The 18,044-nt window shown below is 72.0% G+C and carries 12 protein-coding genes and 3 pseudogenes; 8 read left to right on the forward strand and 7 right to left on the reverse strand.

Annotated features, from left to right (window positions below; translation table 11 throughout):
• Positions 1-22: 22 nt before the first annotated feature.
• A pseudogene (locus ACLLJJ_RS14055) lies at positions 23-365 on the forward strand (helix-turn-helix transcriptional regulator); the annotation flags it as partial.
• Between the two features lie 144 nt (positions 366-509).
• Here the strand turns inward: ACLLJJ_RS14055 and ACLLJJ_RS14060 are convergent.
• Positions 510-3,068: an ABC transporter permease gene (locus ACLLJJ_RS14060; RefSeq protein ID WP_434590636.1), complete on the reverse strand. Its 2,559-nt coding sequence runs from the start codon at positions 3,066-3,068 to the stop codon at positions 510-512.
• A complete protein-coding gene (locus tag ACLLJJ_RS14065) occupies positions 3,065-3,853 on the reverse strand; it encodes an ABC transporter ATP-binding protein (protein WP_434590637.1) in 789 nt (262 codons plus the stop codon). Before ACLLJJ_RS14065 ends, ACLLJJ_RS14060 begins: the two co-directional genes overlap by 4 nt.
• 426 nt (positions 3,854-4,279) lie before the next feature.
• Here ACLLJJ_RS14065 and ACLLJJ_RS14070 point away from each other — a divergent pair, with 426 nt between their 5' ends.
• The 4 genes and pseudogenes from ACLLJJ_RS14070 (at position 4,280) to ACLLJJ_RS14085 (ending at position 8,344) form a co-directional block, all read left to right on the forward strand.
• Positions 4,280-5,866: an MDR family MFS transporter gene (locus tag ACLLJJ_RS14070; protein ID WP_434600411.1), complete on the forward strand. Its 1,587-nt coding sequence runs from the start codon at positions 4,280-4,282 to the stop codon at positions 5,864-5,866.
• 269 nt (positions 5,867-6,135) lie between these two features.
• Positions 6,136-7,377 carry an LAETG motif-containing sortase-dependent surface protein gene (locus tag ACLLJJ_RS14075; RefSeq protein ID WP_434590640.1) on the forward strand — a complete coding sequence of 414 codons (1,242 nt, stop codon included), beginning with the start codon at positions 6,136-6,138 and terminating at the stop codon, positions 7,375-7,377.
• A gap of 228 nt (positions 7,378-7,605) precedes the next feature.
• Positions 7,606-7,897: pseudogene (locus ACLLJJ_RS14080) on the forward strand (cation acetate symporter); the annotation flags it as partial.
• A 51-nt stretch (positions 7,898-7,948) separates the two neighbouring features.
• Positions 7,949-8,344, forward strand: coding sequence for a thiol-disulfide oxidoreductase DCC family protein (locus tag ACLLJJ_RS14085; RefSeq protein ID WP_434600412.1), 396 nt, complete (start codon positions 7,949-7,951; stop codon positions 8,342-8,344).
• Positions 8,345-8,442: 98 nt separating this feature from the next.
• On the opposite strand, the gene ACLLJJ_RS14090 is transcribed toward ACLLJJ_RS14085, so the two are convergent.
• The 4 genes from ACLLJJ_RS14090 to ACLLJJ_RS14105 all read right to left on the reverse strand — a co-directional run bounded on the left by ACLLJJ_RS14090 (position 8,443) and on the right by ACLLJJ_RS14105 (position 14,337).
• Entirely contained in the window at positions 8,443-9,336 is an 894-nt protein-coding gene (locus tag ACLLJJ_RS14090) for a cellulose-binding protein (RefSeq protein WP_434590642.1), read from the reverse strand.
• A gap of 121 nt (positions 9,337-9,457) precedes the next feature.
• Positions 9,458-9,970, reverse strand: coding sequence for an LCP family protein (locus ACLLJJ_RS14095; RefSeq protein WP_434590645.1), 513 nt, complete (start codon positions 9,968-9,970; stop codon positions 9,458-9,460).
• Positions 9,971-10,060: 90 nt separating this feature from the next.
• The gene (locus tag ACLLJJ_RS14100) at positions 10,061-13,354 is read right to left on the reverse strand and encodes an SUKH-4 family immunity protein (RefSeq protein WP_434600413.1); all 3,294 of its coding nucleotides are present in this window, start codon (positions 13,352-13,354) and stop codon (positions 10,061-10,063) included.
• A gap of 5 nt (positions 13,355-13,359) precedes the next feature.
• A complete protein-coding gene (locus tag ACLLJJ_RS14105) occupies positions 13,360-14,337 on the reverse strand; it encodes an SMI1/KNR4 family protein (RefSeq protein WP_434590648.1) in 978 nt (325 codons plus the stop codon).
• Positions 14,338-14,611: 274 nt separating this feature from the next.
• Here ACLLJJ_RS14105 and ACLLJJ_RS14110 point away from each other — a divergent pair, with 274 nt between their 5' ends.
• Together ACLLJJ_RS14110 and ACLLJJ_RS14115 are read left to right on the forward strand one after the other, a co-directional pair.
• On the forward strand, positions 14,612-15,178 hold the full coding sequence (locus ACLLJJ_RS14110) for a YwqJ-related putative deaminase (protein ID WP_434590651.1): 567 nt from the start codon (positions 14,612-14,614) through the stop codon (positions 15,176-15,178).
• Between the two features lie 10 nt (positions 15,179-15,188).
• Complete coding sequence (locus ACLLJJ_RS14115; protein WP_434590654.1) at positions 15,189-15,701, forward strand: SUKH-3 domain-containing protein; 513 nt, start codon at positions 15,189-15,191, stop codon at positions 15,699-15,701.
• A gap of 366 nt (positions 15,702-16,067) precedes the next feature.
• Here ACLLJJ_RS14115 and ACLLJJ_RS14120 read toward each other — a convergent pair whose 3' ends face one another.
• On the reverse strand, positions 16,068-17,399 hold the full coding sequence (locus tag ACLLJJ_RS14120; protein ID WP_434590657.1) for a sensor histidine kinase: 1,332 nt from the start codon (positions 17,397-17,399) through the stop codon (positions 16,068-16,070).
• 100 nt (positions 17,400-17,499) lie between these two features.
• Between ACLLJJ_RS14120 and ACLLJJ_RS14125 the strand changes: the two are divergent.
• Positions 17,500-18,043 (forward strand): annotated as a pseudogene (locus ACLLJJ_RS14125) (hypothetical protein).
• Position 18,044: the final 1 nt, after the last annotated feature.

The following is an 18,044-nucleotide window of genomic DNA, read 5'->3' on the forward strand; positions in this document are numbered from 1 at the left end:
GGACCAAGCAGCGGGGGCACACTTGGCTGAGAACCAGATGTCCGTATTCGGCGTGTCCGAGGCCGAAGAAGAGATCTACCGGCACTTTCCGCGCAATCCCGATACACCCGCCGACGACATCCATCTGCGGCTGTACACCGACCCCGAAGCCGTCCGGAGCTGCCTCGCGCGGCTGCGTGAGCTGGGGCTGCTGCACCCCACCGGCGCCAAACGGGCTGATCTCCCCGGCCAATCCGGAGGTGGCGCTGGCCCGGCTGGTCGATGTGCGACTGCACGAGCTCCACCAGGAGCTCCAGCTCGTCACCCGGTCCCGGCAGGTGGTGGACGGGCTGCGGGCCGAGCAGGGGACGCGGCAGGGGGCGCCCGGCGAAGATCCGCCGAACGCCCCCTGCCCGGCCCGGTGCTGGGATCTCCCCTGTGCACCCCAGTCCCGGACCCTCACCCGCACCGCACCGCCCCGTGCGGGTGCCGCACCACTCGTGCGGCACCCGCACGGGCCGCCGCTCCCGCTACTCGGTGGCGATGGCGTTCAGTACGTTCATCCGGCCCGCCCGGAATGCCGGGACCAGGGCCGCGAAGGCCGAGGCGACGAAGACTCCGATGATCGTCGGCCACGGGATCTCCAGGACCCTGAGGCCCTCCAGGGCCAGCAGCTTCTGCGCTGACGTACCCCAGCCCATCCCGAGCCCGAGGCCGAGCAGCGCACCGAAGAGCGCGATGACCACGGACTCCAGGCGGATCATGCGGCGCAGTTGCCGGCGCGAGAGGCCGATGGCCCGCATCAGGCCGATCTCCCTGGTCCGCTCGACGACCGACAGGGCGAGGGTGTTCACCACGCCGAGGATCGCGACGACGATGGCGAGGCCGAGCAGGCCGTAGACGATGTTCAGCAGTTGGCCGACCTGGTCCTTGAGGTCCTGCTTGAAGTCGGTCTGGTTCTGCACCCGGTACTGCGGGTACGCCGACAGCGCGTCCTTGAGGCTCGCGTAGGCGGCCTTCTCCTTGCCCTCCTCGGCCTTCGCGAACATGATCTGGTTCTTCGGCATCTTCTCGGCCGGCAGGTACTTCGCGACGGTCGTGATGTTGGTGTACATCGCGCCCTTGTCGACGTTCACGTCGTCCGAGGTGATCGCCGCGATCCGCAGCCTCGCGCTCTTGCCCGCGGTGAAGTCGACCGTCATCTCGTCGCCGACCTTGATGTCGTGCCTCTTGGCATAGTCGTCGCCGACCGACATGGCGTCCTTGCCGTACGCCGCCGTCAGTTCACCGGCGACGGTCTCGCGCCGCAGGTCCTCCGCGTACGTCGGGTCGGCGGCGGCCAGGTCCTCGTCCTCCACCTTGCCGTCGGGCGAGGTCAGCTTGGCCTCGACCGACTTGTAGTTGGTGACGTGCTCGATGCCGGGGGCCGCCCGCAGCGCCTCCTCGGCGCCGGGGACGATCGGCTGCGCGGTTTTCGCCTGGACGATGAAGTCCGCGCCGACCGACTTGTCGAGCTCGTCGGTGGCCGAGGCGACCATGGAGGACCCGACGACCGACAGGCACGCCACCAGGGCGAGGCCGATCATCAGGGCGGCGCCGGTCGCCCCCGTACGCCGCGGATTGCGCAGCGCGTTGCGCTCGGCCATCCGCCCCACCGGGCCGAACATGCGCAGGACGACCGCGCTGAGCGCCCGGACCACGAAGCCCGCGAGCAGCGGGCCGATGACGACGAAGCCGACGAGGGTGAGGACCACGCCGCCGGCGAGGAACAGTGAGCCTTCGCCCGCCTTGTCCGCCCGCGTCGTCACGTACAGCAGCGCGCCGCCGGCGCCGGTCAGGACCAGGCCGAGTGCGGCCCGTACCCGGCCCGCCCTGCCGTCCGCCGGGGTCCCGACGTCGCGCAGCGCGGCCATCGGGGAGACGGTGCCGGCCCGCCGGGCCGGGACGTAGGCGGCGACGACGGTGACGATGATGCCGAGGGCGAGCCCGATGACCGGGGTCGTCCAGGCCACTGTCAGGTCGTCTGTGGACAGTTCCATGCCGAGGCTGCCCATGAGCTTCATCAGCCCGATGGCGAGGCCGACGCCCGCGCCGATGCCCAGAATCGAACCGACGATGCCGAGCAGCAGCGCCTCCACCAGCACCGACCGGTTGATCTGCTTGCGGCTGGAGCCGAGCGCCCGCATCAGCCCGATCTCGCGGGTGCGCTGGGTGACCAGCATCGAGAAGGTGTTGACGATCAGGAAGATACCGACGAGGAAGGCGATCCCGGCGAAGCCGAGCATCGCGTACTTCATCACGCCGAGGAAGGAGCCGATCTCCTCGCGCCCGGAGTCCGCGGACTCCTTCGCGGTCTGGAGCTTGTAGGGGCCGTCCAGCGCGTCCGCGATGCGCTGCTTCAACTGGGCGTCACCGACACCCTGTTGGGCGGTCACCGCGATGTGACTGAAGGTGTCCGGCTTGCCCAGCAGCTTCTGCTGCGCGGTCGCGGTGTCGAAGTAGAAGACGGCCGCGCCCGGGTTGGTCACCTTGAAGGAGGCGATGCCGGTGATCTTCGCCCTGATGTCACCGGTGACGGCGATGGTGCGCAGTTCGTCGCCGAGCTTGAGGTGGTGCTTGTCGGCGGTGTCGGAGTCGACCATGACCTCCGTGGGCCCGCGCGGGGCGTGCCCGGAGGTGATCTCCATGGACTTGAGGTCGCTCTTCGTCCAGTTGCCGGCGATCGTGGGGGCACCGCTGTCGGAACCCATGTTCTTGTTGTCGCTGTTGACGACGGTCACCGACATGCTGGAGACGGCGCCTTCGGCGGACTGCACGCCGTCGGTCTTCGCCACCTGCCCGACGACGGACGCGGGCAGCGACTCGGGCTTGCCGGTCTGCGGAGCGTCGTCGTCGCTCAACGGCTTGGGGGCGACCGTGACATCGGCCGCGGTGGCGGCGAAGAGCTTGTCGAAGGTGGTGTTCATGGTGTCGGTGAAGACGAGCGTGCCGCACACGAACGCCACCGAGAGCAGGACCGCGACGGCGGAGAGCGCCATCCGCCCTTTGTGCGCGACGAAGTTGCGCAGAGAGCTCCTGAGTACGGTCATGACGTCCGCCCGCGTGCGTCGAAGTCCTTCATGCGGTCGAGCACCTGGTCGGCCGTCGGGGCGAACATCTCGTCGACGATGCGACCGTCGGCGAGATACAGCACACGGTCCGCGTACGAGGCGGCGACCGGGTCGTGGGTCACCATGACGATGGTCTGCGACAGCTCGTCGACGGACCGGCGCAGGAAGCTCAACACCTCTGCTCCGGCGCGGGAGTCGAGATTTCCGGTCGGCTCGTCCCCGAAGATGATCTCGGGCCGTGCGGCGAGTGCCCGGGCGACCGCGACCCGCTGCTGCTGGCCGCCGGAAAGCTCGGTCGGCCGGTGGCGGAGGCGGTCCGCGAGGCCGACGGTCTCCACCACCTGGTTGAGCCACGCGGCGTCCGGCTTGCGGCCCGCGATGTCCATCGGCAGCGTGATGTTCTCCAGGGCGTTGAGCGTCGGCAGCAGGTTGAACGCCTGGAAGATGAAGCCGATACGGTCCCTGCGCAGCCGCGTGAGCTTCTTGTCCTTGAGCCCGGTGATCTCGGTCTCGTCGAGGAAGATCTCGCCCGACGTGACGGTGTCGAGGCCGGCCAGGCAGTGCATCAGCGTGGATTTGCCGGACCCGGACGGGCCCATGATCGCGGTGAACTGCCCGCGGGCGATGTCCACATCGACGTGGTCGAGCGCGACGACGCGGGTTTCCCCGGACCCGTACGCCTTGACGACCTGTCGCGCCCTCGCGGCGACGGCCGTACGCCCTCCAGTGCCCCCGTGCCTGGGAATGGTCATGGCCGTTGTCACGGTAAGTCTCCTATGTCGCTTGATGCATGGACGTCGAAGGTCCATGTCCGTCAGGTGTCTCCGTTTGCGTGTGCGCCCGGGGGCGCCCCGTCCGTGAGGTGGGGCAGCCCGCATCGAGGCCGTAAGACCAAGTTAAAGAAAGGCGGCGTCCGGCTCGTCCTCCGCCGGGACGAACACTCGCTGGCCAGAAATAAGGAGATCCCCCTAGGGGATCTCCACCCTCAGAGGGAGGGCCACTCCGGGTCGTCCGCCCCCTCCCCCCGCGTGAGCTGCGGATGAGAAGGTGACGGAACCACATACGTGCACAGTGAAGGGACCCTGGTGGGCGGCGCGGGCGGCAATACGGGGAGTACCGGCCCGGGAAGCACCGGGAGCACGAGCCGTGCGGGCACGGGCAGCGGCGGCGGCTCGGACGGCACCGGCGCGATACCCGGCGGCCCACCGCCCACGCCCGCCGCTCCCGGCCCCACTCCCCCTCCCGCGCTCCCCGACGCCCGCCGCGGCCCGGTCGTCGCCGCGCTCATGCTCGGCATGGCCCTGGCCGCCCTGGACGGCACGATCGTGTCCACCGCCGTGCCTCAGATCGTCGGCGACCTCGGCGGGTTCGCGATCTTCTCCTGGCTGTTCGCGGGCTATCTGCTCGCGGTGACGGTCACTCTCCCGGTGTACGGAAAGCTCTCCGACACCTTCGGCCGCAAGCCGGTCCTGCTGGCCGGGATCATCCTTTTCCTCGTCGGCTCACTCCTCTGCGCCTTCGCCTGGAACATGGAGAGCCTGATCGCGTTCCGCGTCGTCCAGGGCCTCGGCGGCGGAGCGATCCAGGGCACGGTCCAGACGGTCGCCGCCGACCTGTATCCCCTGAAGGAACGCCCCAAGATCCAGGCGAAGCTGTCCACCGTGTGGGCGGTGTCGGCCGTCGCGGGCCCAGCCGTCGGCGGGCTGCTCGCCTCGTACGCCGACTGGCGCTGGATCTTCCTCATCAACCTGCCGGTGGGCGCCGTGGCGCTGTGGCTGATCGCCCGGCACTTCCACGAACCGGCGCGCACGAAGTCCCCCACGGCCACCGGCCGCCCCCGCATCGACTGGGCGGGCGCGCTCGGCGTGTTCGCCTGCGGCGGCCTGCTGCTCTTCGCGCTCGTGCAGGGCGGCGTCGCCTGGCCCTGGCTCTCCGCACCCTCCCTCGCCCTGTTCGGCGGCAGCGCACTGCTCGCCGCGGCCACCGTCGTCATCGAGCGCCGCGCCGCCGAGCCGATCATCCCGGGCTGGGTGTGGCGCAGGCGCACCATCGCCGCCGTCAATCTCGCGCTGGGGGCGCTGGGCCTCCTGATGGTCGCCCCGACCGTCTTCCTGCCCACCTACGCCCAGGCGGTCCTTGAACTCGACCCGATAGCCGCCGGCTTCGTCCTTTCGATCATGACACTGAGCTGGCCGGTGTCGGCCGCGCTGAGCCAGCACGCGTACAACCGCATCGGGTTCCGGCTGACCGCGATCATCGGCATCGGCTGCGCGGCACTGATCCTGCTCGCCTTCCCGCTGCTGCCGTTCCCCGGCTCGGCGTGGCAGCCGGCCCTGATCATGCTGTTGCTGGGCGGGGCGCTCGGCCTCTTCCAACTCCCCCTCATCGTCGGCGTCCAGTCGACGGTCGGCTGGTCGGAGCGCGGCACCACCACCGCGTCCGTCCTCTTCTGCCGCCAGGTCGGCCAGTCGGTGGGCGCCGCGCTCTTCGGCGCCGTCGCCAACGCCACCCTCGCGTCCAGGCTCGCGGACGCCCCCGAAGCGATACGTGACGGCCTGCCCGGCGACCTCGACTCCGTGTCCCACGCGTTGGGCGACCCGGGCAGGCTCACCGCGGAGGCGGCCGACTACCTGCGCCGGGCGGTCGACGCGGCCGTCGACCACGTATATCTGGGCGCGTCCTGCGCGGCAGTCCTGGCGCTGCTCGCGCTGATATTCGTCGCCCCGCGCCGCTTCCCCGTCATCAACGAACCGGAAGATCCCGCGCCGCTCAAGTGACATGCCTCACAGGGAAATCACAGAACTCGTGAGCAACCGTCAGCGAATGCCCTTTTTGACCATCCCTCACGTAAGCACCACAGACCTGATACACAAAAATCCGGCTTCCTAAGCTCTTATTCCCCCCTTACTCTTCGGCAAAGTCGCGCACCACAGAGGTTCTCCACGGCGACTTCCCCTTTTCTTTTCTTTCGCTTGTTTCTTTCGGACCCAGAAAAAGGTCACCTGTGAGATTCCGCCGCATCCTCGCCACTGCTGCCGTGGCCGCAGTGACGACACCCCTCGCCCTGCTCTCGGTCGCCCCGGCGTTCGCCGACGCCAAGCCCGCCACGCAGGAGCAGTCGAGCAAGCCCACCGTCAAGCAGCTCGAAAAGGCCGCCGAGATAGCGCGGAAGGCGTACGAGGACGCGGTCAAGGCCGTGCGGGACGCCAGGGACGCGCTCGACGTCCTTGCCACCGACGCCTCGCCGCTCCGCGTCGCGCAGAAGGCCGCCGAGAAGGAGGCCACCAAGGCCGCCACCGCGAAGACCGCCGCCGACACCGCGGTCACCGACGCGAAGACCGCGCTCGCCGCGCTGCCGGCAGACGCCACCGTGGAGCAGAAGGCCGCCGCGGAGAAGGCCGTCACCGACGCCGAGGCAGTCGCCAAGACGGCCGCCGAGACGAAGACCGCAGCCGACGCCAAGAGCGCGACGGCCCAGGACGCGTTGGACAACGCCCGGGTCGCCGCCGCCCAGCAGATCAGCCTGGCGCAGCAGGCCGAGAAGGACGCCCTCGGCGTCAAGAAGGCCGCCGACAAGGCGCTCGCCGACGCGCTGGAGGAGGAGGGCGACGAGGGCGACGGAAAGTGCGTCCTGGAGCCCGAGTTCACCACCGTCGTGACGGGCCTGCCCAGCACGGTGGTCGCCGGGAAGTGGGTCGACTTCAAGCTCCGCCTGACCAACGGCACCGACAAGACGATGGACGAGGTCTACCCCTTCGTCACCGTCCACGCGTCGGACAAGAACGGCATCAAGGACCTCAGCCACCTGCTGAAGCTCCAGTGGTCCTCCGCGACCTCCAAGGCCTGGCAGAACGTCGACGTCGAGAACTACGTCGACCGCATCGCCCCGCTGAAGGCCGGCGCGCACAGCGACATCAAGCTGCGCCTCAAGGCCGACGCGAAGGCCCCGGACGGCCAGGGCGTCGCCTTCGTCGCCGGTGACTACTGGAACGACGACACGTCGTGCGGCGGTACGCCGGACCTGACCACGTACGAATTCAAGATCGCGGCTGCGGGCACCAAGCCCGGCACGGTCCCGCCCGCCAAGCCCGGCAAGGCCACGAAGCCCCCGGTCGCGGCCCCGTCGCCGCAGGGCACCTCGTCCCCGCAGCCGGTGAGCGGCGCGCTCGCCAAGACCGGCTCCAACTCGGCCGTCCCGCAGATCGCCCTCGCGGGCGCCGCGGCCGTGGTGGTCGGCGCCGGCGCGGTGTTCGTCGTACGCCGCCGCAAGTCCGACTCCGCGGCCTGAGCACGACCGGACACACCCGCACCACAGAAGGGCCCGCGCCCACCGGACGCGGGCCCTTCGGCCGTCCGGGGCGTGGTGGTCAGCAGCCCTCCGGTTCGGTTACCGCCAGTACAGATCCCGAGGTGCCTCTTTACCTGCGGTAACTGACCGATCCTTGGTTCGAGTTCGTACGAAAGGCTCCCCTGCGCGGGTACCCCTGGGTAACGTACGCGGCCCGAACAAGCGCACCTCTTCTGGCGCCGCTTCACCCGCACCGGCCTGATGTGCACCCTGATCGGCGGCACGCTGTGCGTCCTGGTCCTGATGACGGGCACCAACCTGGTCTCGGGCTCGCCCCAATCGGTCTTCCCCGCCCGCGACTTCAACCGGTACCCGTTCACCACGACGAGCCCGGTGTCGAATCCCATTCGGCTTCTTCATGGGCTGGCTGGGCACGAGGCTGACGCGTCGGGCGCCGGACGAGGAGCGACGGAAGTACGAGGCGGTCGAGGCGTGGATCCTGGCCTGGCGCGGGCGGCGGCGGCCAAAGGCCCGGGTAACACTCCCGCCGCCCGTCCGGCACGATGGAGGTATGCATACCCGACCTGTACTCGTGTACGACGGCGACTGTGCCTTCTGCACCACCTGCGTGCGGTTCGTCGAGCGGCGGATCAGGCCCCGCTGCGAGATCGTCCCCTGGCAGTTCGCCGACCTCGGCCCCCTCGGCATCACCCAGGAGCGCGCCCGGTACGAGGTGCTGTGGGTGACCCCGCCCGGGGTCACGTACGGCGGCGCGCAGGCCGTCGCCAAGCTGCTGCTCAACGCGGGCGGCGCATGGGCCGTCGCGGGGGCGCTGCTCACGCTCCCGGGGGTGCGCCAGGTCGCCCGGGGCGCGTACCGGCTCATCGCCGCCAACCGCGAGCGGATGCCGGGCGGAACCCCCGCCTGCGCACTGCCTGCGGCGTCAGGACGGGCCGACGCGGGCTGAGACGCCCAGCGGCCGGGGACGCCCGGGGCCGGCGGCCGGGGCGGCTCCCGGCCGGTCGGGCCGGGGGCCCCGGCAGGCTCCCGGTCCGGCGATTGGACTCAGCCCCCCGACGGCCCACGGCCCGTCAGCGAGGCCAGACTGCTGCGCACGTGGTCCATGTGCGCCTGCATCTCCTCGCGGGACTCGTCGTGTTCCCGCAGGATCCGCTCGGTCTCCCGCACGACCCGCTCCTCAAGCACCCGCGCCTGCGCGATCAGCTCGGCGCCCCGCGCCTCCGCGTCCTCCTGGCCGTGCCTGGCCGCCTCCTCCGTCTCGGCCAGCACCCGCCTCGCATCGGCCAAGGACGCCTCGGCGTGCGCCGTCAGCTCCGCGTGACGGGCCTCAAGACGCGTCTCCCGGGCGGCGATCTCATGCCCGGACGCCTCCCAGCGCTCCGCGTGGTCCTTCTCCTGGGCGGCGACCACCGCTCCCGCGCGCTCCCGCGTGTCCGCCAGCACCGCGACGGCCTCGTCACGCCACTGCGTCGCGTCCCGGCGCGCACCGGTCCGTGCCTCGTCGGCCGCCTGCTGCGCCGCGCGCAGCACCTCCTGGCCGCGGGCCTCCGCGTCCGCCCGTACCGCCTCCGCGTGCTCACGCGCCGCCGCACGGGCCGCCTGCGCCGCGCCCTCGGCCGCCTCGTGCAGGGCCTGCGCCTCGTCGCGCACCGAGGCCCGCAGCTCGGTGTCCTCCTCCTGGACCACCGCCAGCAGATACCGGGCCCGCTCGCTCAGCGTCTCGTACGTCTGCGGGGCCATCCCCCGCAGCTGCTCGCCCAGTGCCGCTGCCCCGGCCTCCATCTCCTTGGCGAGGACAGTGAGGCGCGCGGCACGCTCCCACGCGTCGTCCCGGTCCTTGGACAGCTCGGCGGCACGGCGTTCCACCTGCTCGGGCAGGTAACCGCGGCCTCGCACAATGACGAAGCCGTGAGGTGACGGCGAAACCGGTGAACTCATCCTTGTAGCCCCTCTCCGACACAAGCGCGGTACGGCGCGCACTCATCCTGGTGGATCAGAGGGAGCAGAGGGAAATGCGCAAAACCCGACAGTCCACCCGACCGTACGGTCCAAGGACACGTCAGGGCTTGTCGGAGGCCGGAATCGGAGCGTCCGCGCGCAGGGCGCCGAACAGCCTTTCGGCCTCCGCGTCGTCCCCCCCGAAGTGCGAGAGCCGCAACCCGGTGGCCTGCTCCACGGTCCGCGTCGGCAGCTTCGCGCCGCCCAGCGCGTACGCCGCGTTGATCTTGTTCTTGCCGTGCCCGGGGATGTCGACGTACGAGTCACGGGGCAGGCTGACCAGGTACGGGCCGCTGTCCCCGAAGTGCAGGATCATCAGCGAGTCGGTGTTCAGGCCCACGTCGTTGCCGACGTGCAGCTTCTCGCGCTGCTCGGGGGTGAGCGCCGAGCGGCTGTCGGACCCGATGAGCAGCCAGTCCGTCCCCTTGCCCGCCGCGGGCCTGCCGTCGTACCGCGCCAGCGCGTCCGTCTTCCGCAGCTTCGACCCGGCCCAGAAATACAGCCCGGCGCCGTACCCGACCACCAGCACGACCAAGACCAGGACCAGCAGCGCGATCCGCTTGGGCCGGCTCATTCGACGACGCCTCATACGAGCATGATCGAGGCGCCCGACCCATCCCGCAGATCGAGCGCCCCGGTCACCTCGCCACGCCGCCTTGCCCGGTCAGAGCAGGCCGTCCCACATCTGTTCGAGGAGCACCGACCACCAGCTCTCCGGCGACGCGAGCGCCGCCGGGTCAAGCGCCACCAGCTGCGCCTGGAAGTCCACCGTCCAGCGGCCCGCCTGCTCCGGATTGAGACCGAAGCGCAGCCGCCACATCCGGCCGAGCAGCGCCAGCGAACGGGCGAACTCCGGCAGGCCCGTGTTCACGAACTGCGGGGGCACCGGCTGACCACCGGGGCCCGCCTCCACCGGCACGGCCACGATGTGCGCCGTGCCGTACTGGACACAGAGCGCCCGGCCGAAGTCACTGCCCATCACGAGGTACGAACCCGCGTCGGACGCCGGCTGCACACCGCGCTGCGCCGCGAGCTCCGCCAGCGTCGGCACCGGCTGACCCGGCACCGCCTGCGCCCAGAAGAATGGCCCGAAATCGATGGGCAGCCCCGCCCAGACGAGCGTGCGCGCCACGATCTCCGGCACACCCTGGCGCGACACCGCGCCCTGGTCGAAGCGGAACACACCCTGCGGACCGAAGGCACCGGCCAGCTCGTGCGCGACCCCCTCGGGCGGGATCGGCGGCGCCTGCATCACCTGACCCGGGTGCGGCAACGGCGCCCGCATCGGCGCCGGACGCGCCGGGCCGTCCGCGACCTGGTGCAACTCGCCCTGGTGCGTGAGCAGATGCTGCATGCCCTGCTGACGGCTCGAATGATCCGTGCCGTACGGCGCCACACTCGTGATCCGCACCTGCGGCCAGGTCTCGCGGATCATCCGGGCGCAGTAACCGCCGGGCAGCTCGCAGGACTCCAGCTCGGTGTGCAGTTCGAGCACCTGCTGCGGCGGCACGTTCATCGCGCGCAGCTCGTGCAGGATCTGCCACTCCGGGTGCGGAGTTCCGGGCGCGGAGCGGCGGATCAGCTGCTGCTCCGAACCGTCCGGACCCCGGTAGCGCAGCACGGCCTGATAGCCGGGACCGACCGTCGGCATACCGGTGGGCTGCTGCGGATAGCCGTACGCCGGAGGCCGCTGGGCCCCCTGGTGCTGCGGCATGTGGCCCTGCGGAAGCGGCGGTTGGGGCAGGTGCGGCGGCTGACCGCCGCCGGGCATGCCGGGCGGACCGGGCGGCTGCGGACCCCTCGGAGGCGGTCCCACCTGGCCGGGCCCGGCCAGCATGGTGGCCGCCTGGTGCGTGCCCGCGCCGGGGACGCCGGGCGGGCCGGGCGGCTGCGGAGCACCGGCGCCGGGAGCGCCGGGCGGGCCGGGGGGATGCGGAGCACCGGCACCCGGCGCACCCGGCGGACCGGGCGGCTGCGGGAAGCCGGGCATGCCGCCGCCCTGACTCGGGTCGGCGAACATCGTCGCGGCGTGATGCACCCCGCCACCGGCCGACGGGGGCGACGGCGGACCGGGCGGACCGGGCGGGCCCGGCGGCTGCGGGGCGCTCGGCATCGCGCCACCCTGACTGGCGTCCGCGAACATCGTCGGCGCGTGATGCACCCCGCCACCGGCGGACGGAGGCGAGGGCGGACCTGGCGCCCGCGCCCCGTCCGGGCCCAGCTGCGAAACGAGCCGGGTCGGTACGTACCCACCGGCCGGCGCACCGGGCGCACCCGGACCCGAAGGAGCCGGAGCCCCACCGGGCCGCGCACCCGGCGTACCGGGGGCGCCCGGCGGCGGCGGGGTCGTCGAGCCGCCGCCCCGCGCACCGCGCGGCGGCATGGCGGCCTTGCTGGTCGCGGCGTCGGAGATGTCCCCGGAGCTCTGACCGGGCCGGGCAGGCCCGGCGGGGCCCGCCGGAGGCATCGGCGACACGGCCGGGTGCGGGCCCGCACCCGGCGCGGCGGCGTCCGCGCGCAGCGCGGGAGCCACCGTGGTCGAGGGCAGCCGGCTGCCGCCGGACATCAGCGAAGTCTTGGCCTCGGGCGGCACACCGGGCGGCCGGGCGTCGTCCGCGTCGGACCCCGAGAGCATGGGCGCGTACACCGTGGACGGCAGCGGCACCGACGCGTCGTCGGAGTCCGCGTTGGTGTCGGTCCCGGCCCACGGGGTCGCCCCGGCGGGCACCCCCGGCGTGGACGCGGGCACTCCCTCGGGGCTGGTGGGCTCGTAGTCGCCGCCAGGACCGGCGCTCGGCCAGGCCGCACCGCAAGAACTCCGCTCGGACTGCGAGGCGTTACCGCCCTGCCCACCCCAACTCCCGGCGGGCTGCGGACCGTTGGGCGCACCGGAACCGGAAGCGCCGGGCCGGCCGCCCCCCGCGGAGGGCGAACCTGCAGCGCCCTGGGCGCCGCTTCCGCCCGCACCGGCGGCGGGCCAGTCGTCGGCCGGACGGGAACCGCCGCCGCCCTGCGGCGCGTTGGCGCCACCGGTGCCCGCGGCTCCGGCAACACCCGGCCAGTCGTCGTCCGCGCCACGCGAACCCGCCCTGCCCTGCGGCCCGTTGGCGTCCGCAGCACCGGCACCGGCGGAGCCCGCAGGCCCTGACGCACCGGCGCCGGCCGCCGCACCCGCGCCAGCCGGCCAGTCGTCGCCCGCGCCACGCGAACCCGCCCTGCCCTGGCGCCCGCCGGCATCTCCGGCGCCGGCACCCGCAGGCCCGGCCCAGTCGCCACCGGCGACCGGCGAACCGGAGCCCGCGCCGTCACCGGGGCTCACCGGCCCAGCCGCACCCGCGCCAGCCGGCCAGTCGTCGCCCGCGGAGGGCGGCCCCGCGGCCCCGGCCCCGGCCGCGCCGGGACCGACACCCGCACCGGCCGACGCACCCGCGCCCACCGAGTCCGACCAGTCCCCGCCGGCCCGCGGCGAACCCGCGTCCACCGGAGCCCCGTTGCCCCCCGCGCCCGCACCGGAACCCGCACCGCCCGCCGCGGGCGACCCGGCAAGGGATCCCCCGCCCGACGACCTCCGGTGATCCGGAATCCCGATCTTGTCCGCCGCTTCCTGAAGCCACTCGGGAGGAGTCAGCAGGAACGACGTCTGTTCCAGATCGATCCGCTGCGGCGCCGCAGCCTCGTCCGCGTCCATGATCTCCGCCGGCGCTCCGTACTCTTCCTCGTACCGGCGGATCACCTCACCCACCGGCAACCCCGGCCACAGCGTGGCCTCACCACTGTCCCGCGCGATGACCAGGCGCTGCCTGCCACCGTCCGACGTCGGACCGTCGTGACGGTCCTCCGCCCACACCACGAAACCGAGCTCGAACTCCCGCACCCGCACCTCACGGTGCTGATACGCGGGAACGTCCCCGTTGACCCACTCTTCCGCGCGCTCCTGCGCCTGCGCGAAGGTCACCATCGCGCTCACCCCTCCACCGGGACAGCACGCGCGAAGCCGCCGTCCACCATCAGGTTCGCCACGGTCTCCAGCTCCGGCGGATTGCCCGCCAGCCGCTGCAGAAAGGCGTCGAAGTCATCACCGCAGGGCAGCAGAAGCCGCTCCACGCGCTCGTGCACCGTCCAGCCGTCGCGGTCTCTCGCATCGTCGTACGCGACGAACCACACCGACCCGACCGCGTCACCCCTGACCTTCACCGCCAGCAGACCGCCCTGAACGAAAGCGACGCCCAGATAGTCCTTGGTCATGTGGTCACGCAAACACTTGTTGATGTACACCAGGTCATTGACCGCGGCCTCGTCCCGCACCGTGAAGAACGGCTGGTCCACCAGCAGCCCGAGCTCCGCGTCGAGCGCCGCACCCACGGGCGCGCAACCACCCGCCGCCTTCAGGAACGACCGGTACGCACCGGGCAACCGGTAGCCGAGGTCCTCCTCCACACCCAGGATCTGCTCCTCGCTCACCGAAACGGAACCCTTCGGCAGCCCGAAATGGGCGGGCCGGGTCTCCTGCAACGGGCGCGTACCGCGCTTCTCCTGATCAACGGCGGTGGTCGCCAGGCCGCCGTGATGGCGCAGCAGCGCCTTCACCTCGACCGGCACCAGCTCCATGAGCCGCTCGCCCGGCACGTGGTGCCAGGTCCAGCCGTGCGGGGTCGCCACCGCCGGGATCGTGTCCCACAGCTCGTGCCCCTCGGCCGCCAGCGCCGCGTTGGCCGACACATAATCGGTGAGCCGCAGTTCGTCGACGCCGAAGCCCTCCGGGGGCTCCGCGATCTCCGCGGCGGCCCGCGCGTAATGCGAGAAATCCGGGTGGCCGTTCTCATCCATACGCACACCCCTGGGGTGGCGGGACGCCCGGACCGGGTCCGGGAAATGCACGACCTGCCCGGCGTACGCCGCATTCGGTGGCGCGGCTTGCTGCCCGAGCCGACCTGTCGTCATGGCGAATGCCCCCTGCTGCTTCTGGCTGGTTCGCCACAGCCTATGCGGTGCCGCAACAGGCGGCCCTGCCCCTCGCCTTCCGTACACACACCGTCACGCCCGAGTGATCGGACATCGCCGAATCAGCACATTTCGACTGCACCAATTCCATCCGATGGCGACACAGCGGCGCCCCCGCTTTCACACCACCGGACACATTTGGCAGGCTGTCCCCGCAACTCGGGGGCGTGACACAGCGGCTACCGCCGCGGGCACGGGGAGGGAATGCACCACCATGCACACAGCTCAAACAGGCACACCGGTCACACCGAACGCGTCCACACCACTCGCATCGGGAGATCCACGGCTCAGCTGGAGCAGCACCGAGTCAGCCCGCCCGCCCCGGCTCCAGCACCGCCGCGACGGCATTCTGCCCACCGTCGCCGCCGCCCTTTCCGTGCGCGGCGCCGACACCCTCACCTGCACCGCGGGCAAGGGCGACCAACCACCCGCACTGCACCCGCTCGTTCAGGATTTCCTCGACACCCTCACCAGCGGCCAGCGCGAACGCTTCACCGGGCGCTGCCCCGAAGCGATCCTCGTCTCCCGGCACATCACCGCCGCCGAGACCTCACGATCCAAACGCGCCTCGCGCAAACCCCTCACCCACGGTGAGGCCCGCCGCTCCCTCAAGCACGCCAAACTCACCGCCCGCCGCATCAGCGAGGACGGCGACCCCCGGCACGGCAGCTACGCACCGCCGTGCCGCTCCTGCACACCGATGCTCGCCCACTTCGGCGTACGCCCGGTGGACCCCACCACAGCCGCCACACCCACCCCGTCCCCCACCGAGAAGGGCTGACCCGCCACCGATGCCGGGCCCCAACACCAACACCACCCGCTTCCCCGTCGCCGTCGACGCCGCCCTGCGCACCGCGGGCTGGCAGCCCGGACGCTGGGACATACGGCAGGCGGAACACTGGGCCGACACCCTGCGCGCCCACACCTCCCCGACCGGCCACCGGCACAGCGTCTTCCCCGCCGCGGTCGAGGCCTGGGCGGAATTCGGCGGGCTGCACCTCACCGCGCCGGGAGCGGGCCGCCAGATCGCCCCGACGCCCTTCCACTTCGACCCGCTCCAAGGGCTGCATCACGCCCGCACCCTCGCCGACCTCGGCCGCGCCCTCGACACCGAGGTCTGCCCGCTCGGCACGGAACTGGGCAGCGAGGGGGACAGCCAGGCCATCATCGCGATCGACGCGGAAGGCCGTGTCTACAGCCTCGACCACACCGGCGACTGGTACCTCGGCCCCGACGTCGACCAGGCCCTGGCCACCCTGGTCACCGGAACCCAGCCCCCGCGCCTCAGCCCGACGGGCCCCTGAGCGGGTACGCACCCGGGGCCCCGCGCCGCTCCCGCACGCCGCCCCGGCCCATACGCCCGACCTGAACGCGCCGGCCGCCCGGCCCAGACCCCGCCGACGACCCACGCCCCCGCGCACCTCAAGCGGCGCCACCAGCCACGCACCGGGCGGCCCGGCCCCGCGCGCCACCGAACAACGCACCTCCAGCCGCGCGCCTCAAGCCGCGCGCCACCGCGCAGCGCACCGGGCCACGCGTCACCGAACAACGCACCGGGCGGCCCGGCCCCGCGCGGCCACTGCCGGCCCGGTCGCGCGCGGCCCGCACCGCCGCGCGTCACGCCCCCACGCTCCGTCAAGCCGCGTCCCCAACCTCACGGGTCAGAACACCTAGCCCTCCCGCGCCACACCGGCCGGCAACACCGCCGAGACCCGGAAACCGCCCGCGTCCGTCGGCCCCGAGACGAACACGCCCCCCAGCGCCGTCACCCGCTCCCGCATCCCCACCAGACCGTTGCCCCCGCTCGGCAGCCCCGCGTCCGCCGTGCCGCCGTCCGACGCCCCGTTCTCCACCTGCATGGCGACCTCCGACCTCCGGTGCGCCAACCGCACCCAGGTCTTCGCGCCCGCAGCGTGCTTGTGCACGTTCGTCAGCGCCTCCTGGACCACGCGGTACGCGGTCTGCTCCACCAGCGGCCCGTACGCGTCGACGGGCTCGCCCTCCACCGAGAGCTCCACCACCATCCCGGCCTGCCGCGACTGCCCCACCAGCGCTTCGAGCTCCGCCAGGGTCGGCCCGTCCTCCGCCGCCCCGGCCGCCGCGGCTGCCGCCGCCGCGACGCCGACCGCAGCCAACGGCACCGCCATCGACACGGGCCGCACCGGATCGCCGGACCGCAGCACCCCGAGCATCTCCCGCAGCTCCGTCAGCGCCTGCCGTCCCATGTCGCCCACCAGCGCCGCGTTCTTCACGGCTTTCGCCGGATCCTTCAGCGCCACCGCCTGCAACGCGGCCGAGTGCACCACCATCAGGCTCACCCGGTGCGCCACCACGTCGTGCATCTCCCGCGCGATCCGGGTCCGCTCCTCCGTACGGGCCCACTCGGCCCGCTCCTCCGCCCGGTCGGCCAGCAGCGACAGTTCCCGCTCCAGACTGTCCGCCCGCTCCCGCAAGCTCTCCATCAGCCGCCGCCGGGCCCCTATGTAGAGGCCGAACAGAACCGGCGGCGCGGTCAGCCCCAACGACAGGATCAACGACATCAGCGGCACGTACCAGGAAGCCGGATTGAAGTCCCCGTCCGCCGCGTTCCCCACGTCCTGCCGGGTCCGTACGAACGTCACGATCAGCGTCCCGGTCAGGGACATCCCGGCCAGCACCACCGTGATCCGCCGGGGCACCTCCGACGCGGCCAGCGTGTACAGCGACACGATGCCCATCAGGAAGCCCATCTCGGCCGGCGTCACGGCGATCGCCACCAGCACCACGGCGATGGGCCACCGCCGCCGCACCAGCAGCACGGACCCCACCAGCAGCCCGAAGATCACCCCCAGAGGCACCGGCACCCCCGCGGTCCCGGCGAACCTCACCCCCTCAAGCACACACTCCAACGCCGAAACCAACGCCAGCGCCACATCCAGCACGACACTGCGTCGCCGATCCCACCACCAGTAGCGCCGGGCGGTCATGCCCGTGGCGTCCTGATCTGCCCCCGTTACGGTCATGCCGTCCAGCCTACGGGCGCACGCGACCCAATTTCCGGAGACTGCGCCATGCGCAACTCGCGAGGGAACACCACCGAAACGCATGGTGTGCGCACGAAATATGAATCGACAGGGTTTTCGACTCGACCGTCCGCATATCGAACAAGGCTGCCCGCATGGCGGAACCCCCGGCAAATACGCCGCCTTCGAAAGCCTCCGCGAGCAAGCCATCACGCTGCGTCGGCAAGGCCTCAACCGCCTCCTCGACGGCGAGCCCGCCCCCGAGTGGACGAAGCGCCCGAACGCGAAGGACGACCTGCGGGCCAAAGCGCGCCGAATGTGATCAAGCTCTACCTGCGTTGGCTCGACCTGTGGAGGTCCCCCGCGAGCGCCTTCGCTTCTACGTGAGCATCCATGAATCGGCCGACGTGCACGCGGCCGAGCACTACTGGGCAGACCTCGCCGGGGCGGACGTCAGCGCTTTCGGCAAGACCTCGCTCAAGAAGCACAACCCGAGGACCGTCCGCGAGAACACGGGCGAGGCGTACCGAGGTTGCCTGGTCGTCTACGTGACGCAGAGCGCTGATCTCTACCGTCGCATGGAGGGCGCCTGGTACGGCATAGTAGGGGCGTCACTCGCGCCCGACTCGCAAAGTCGGGCATAGG

The sequence above is a fragment of the Streptomyces sp. A5-4 genome (assembly GCF_051131715.1).
GTDB lineage: Bacteria > Actinomycetota > Actinomycetes > Streptomycetales > Streptomycetaceae > Streptomyces.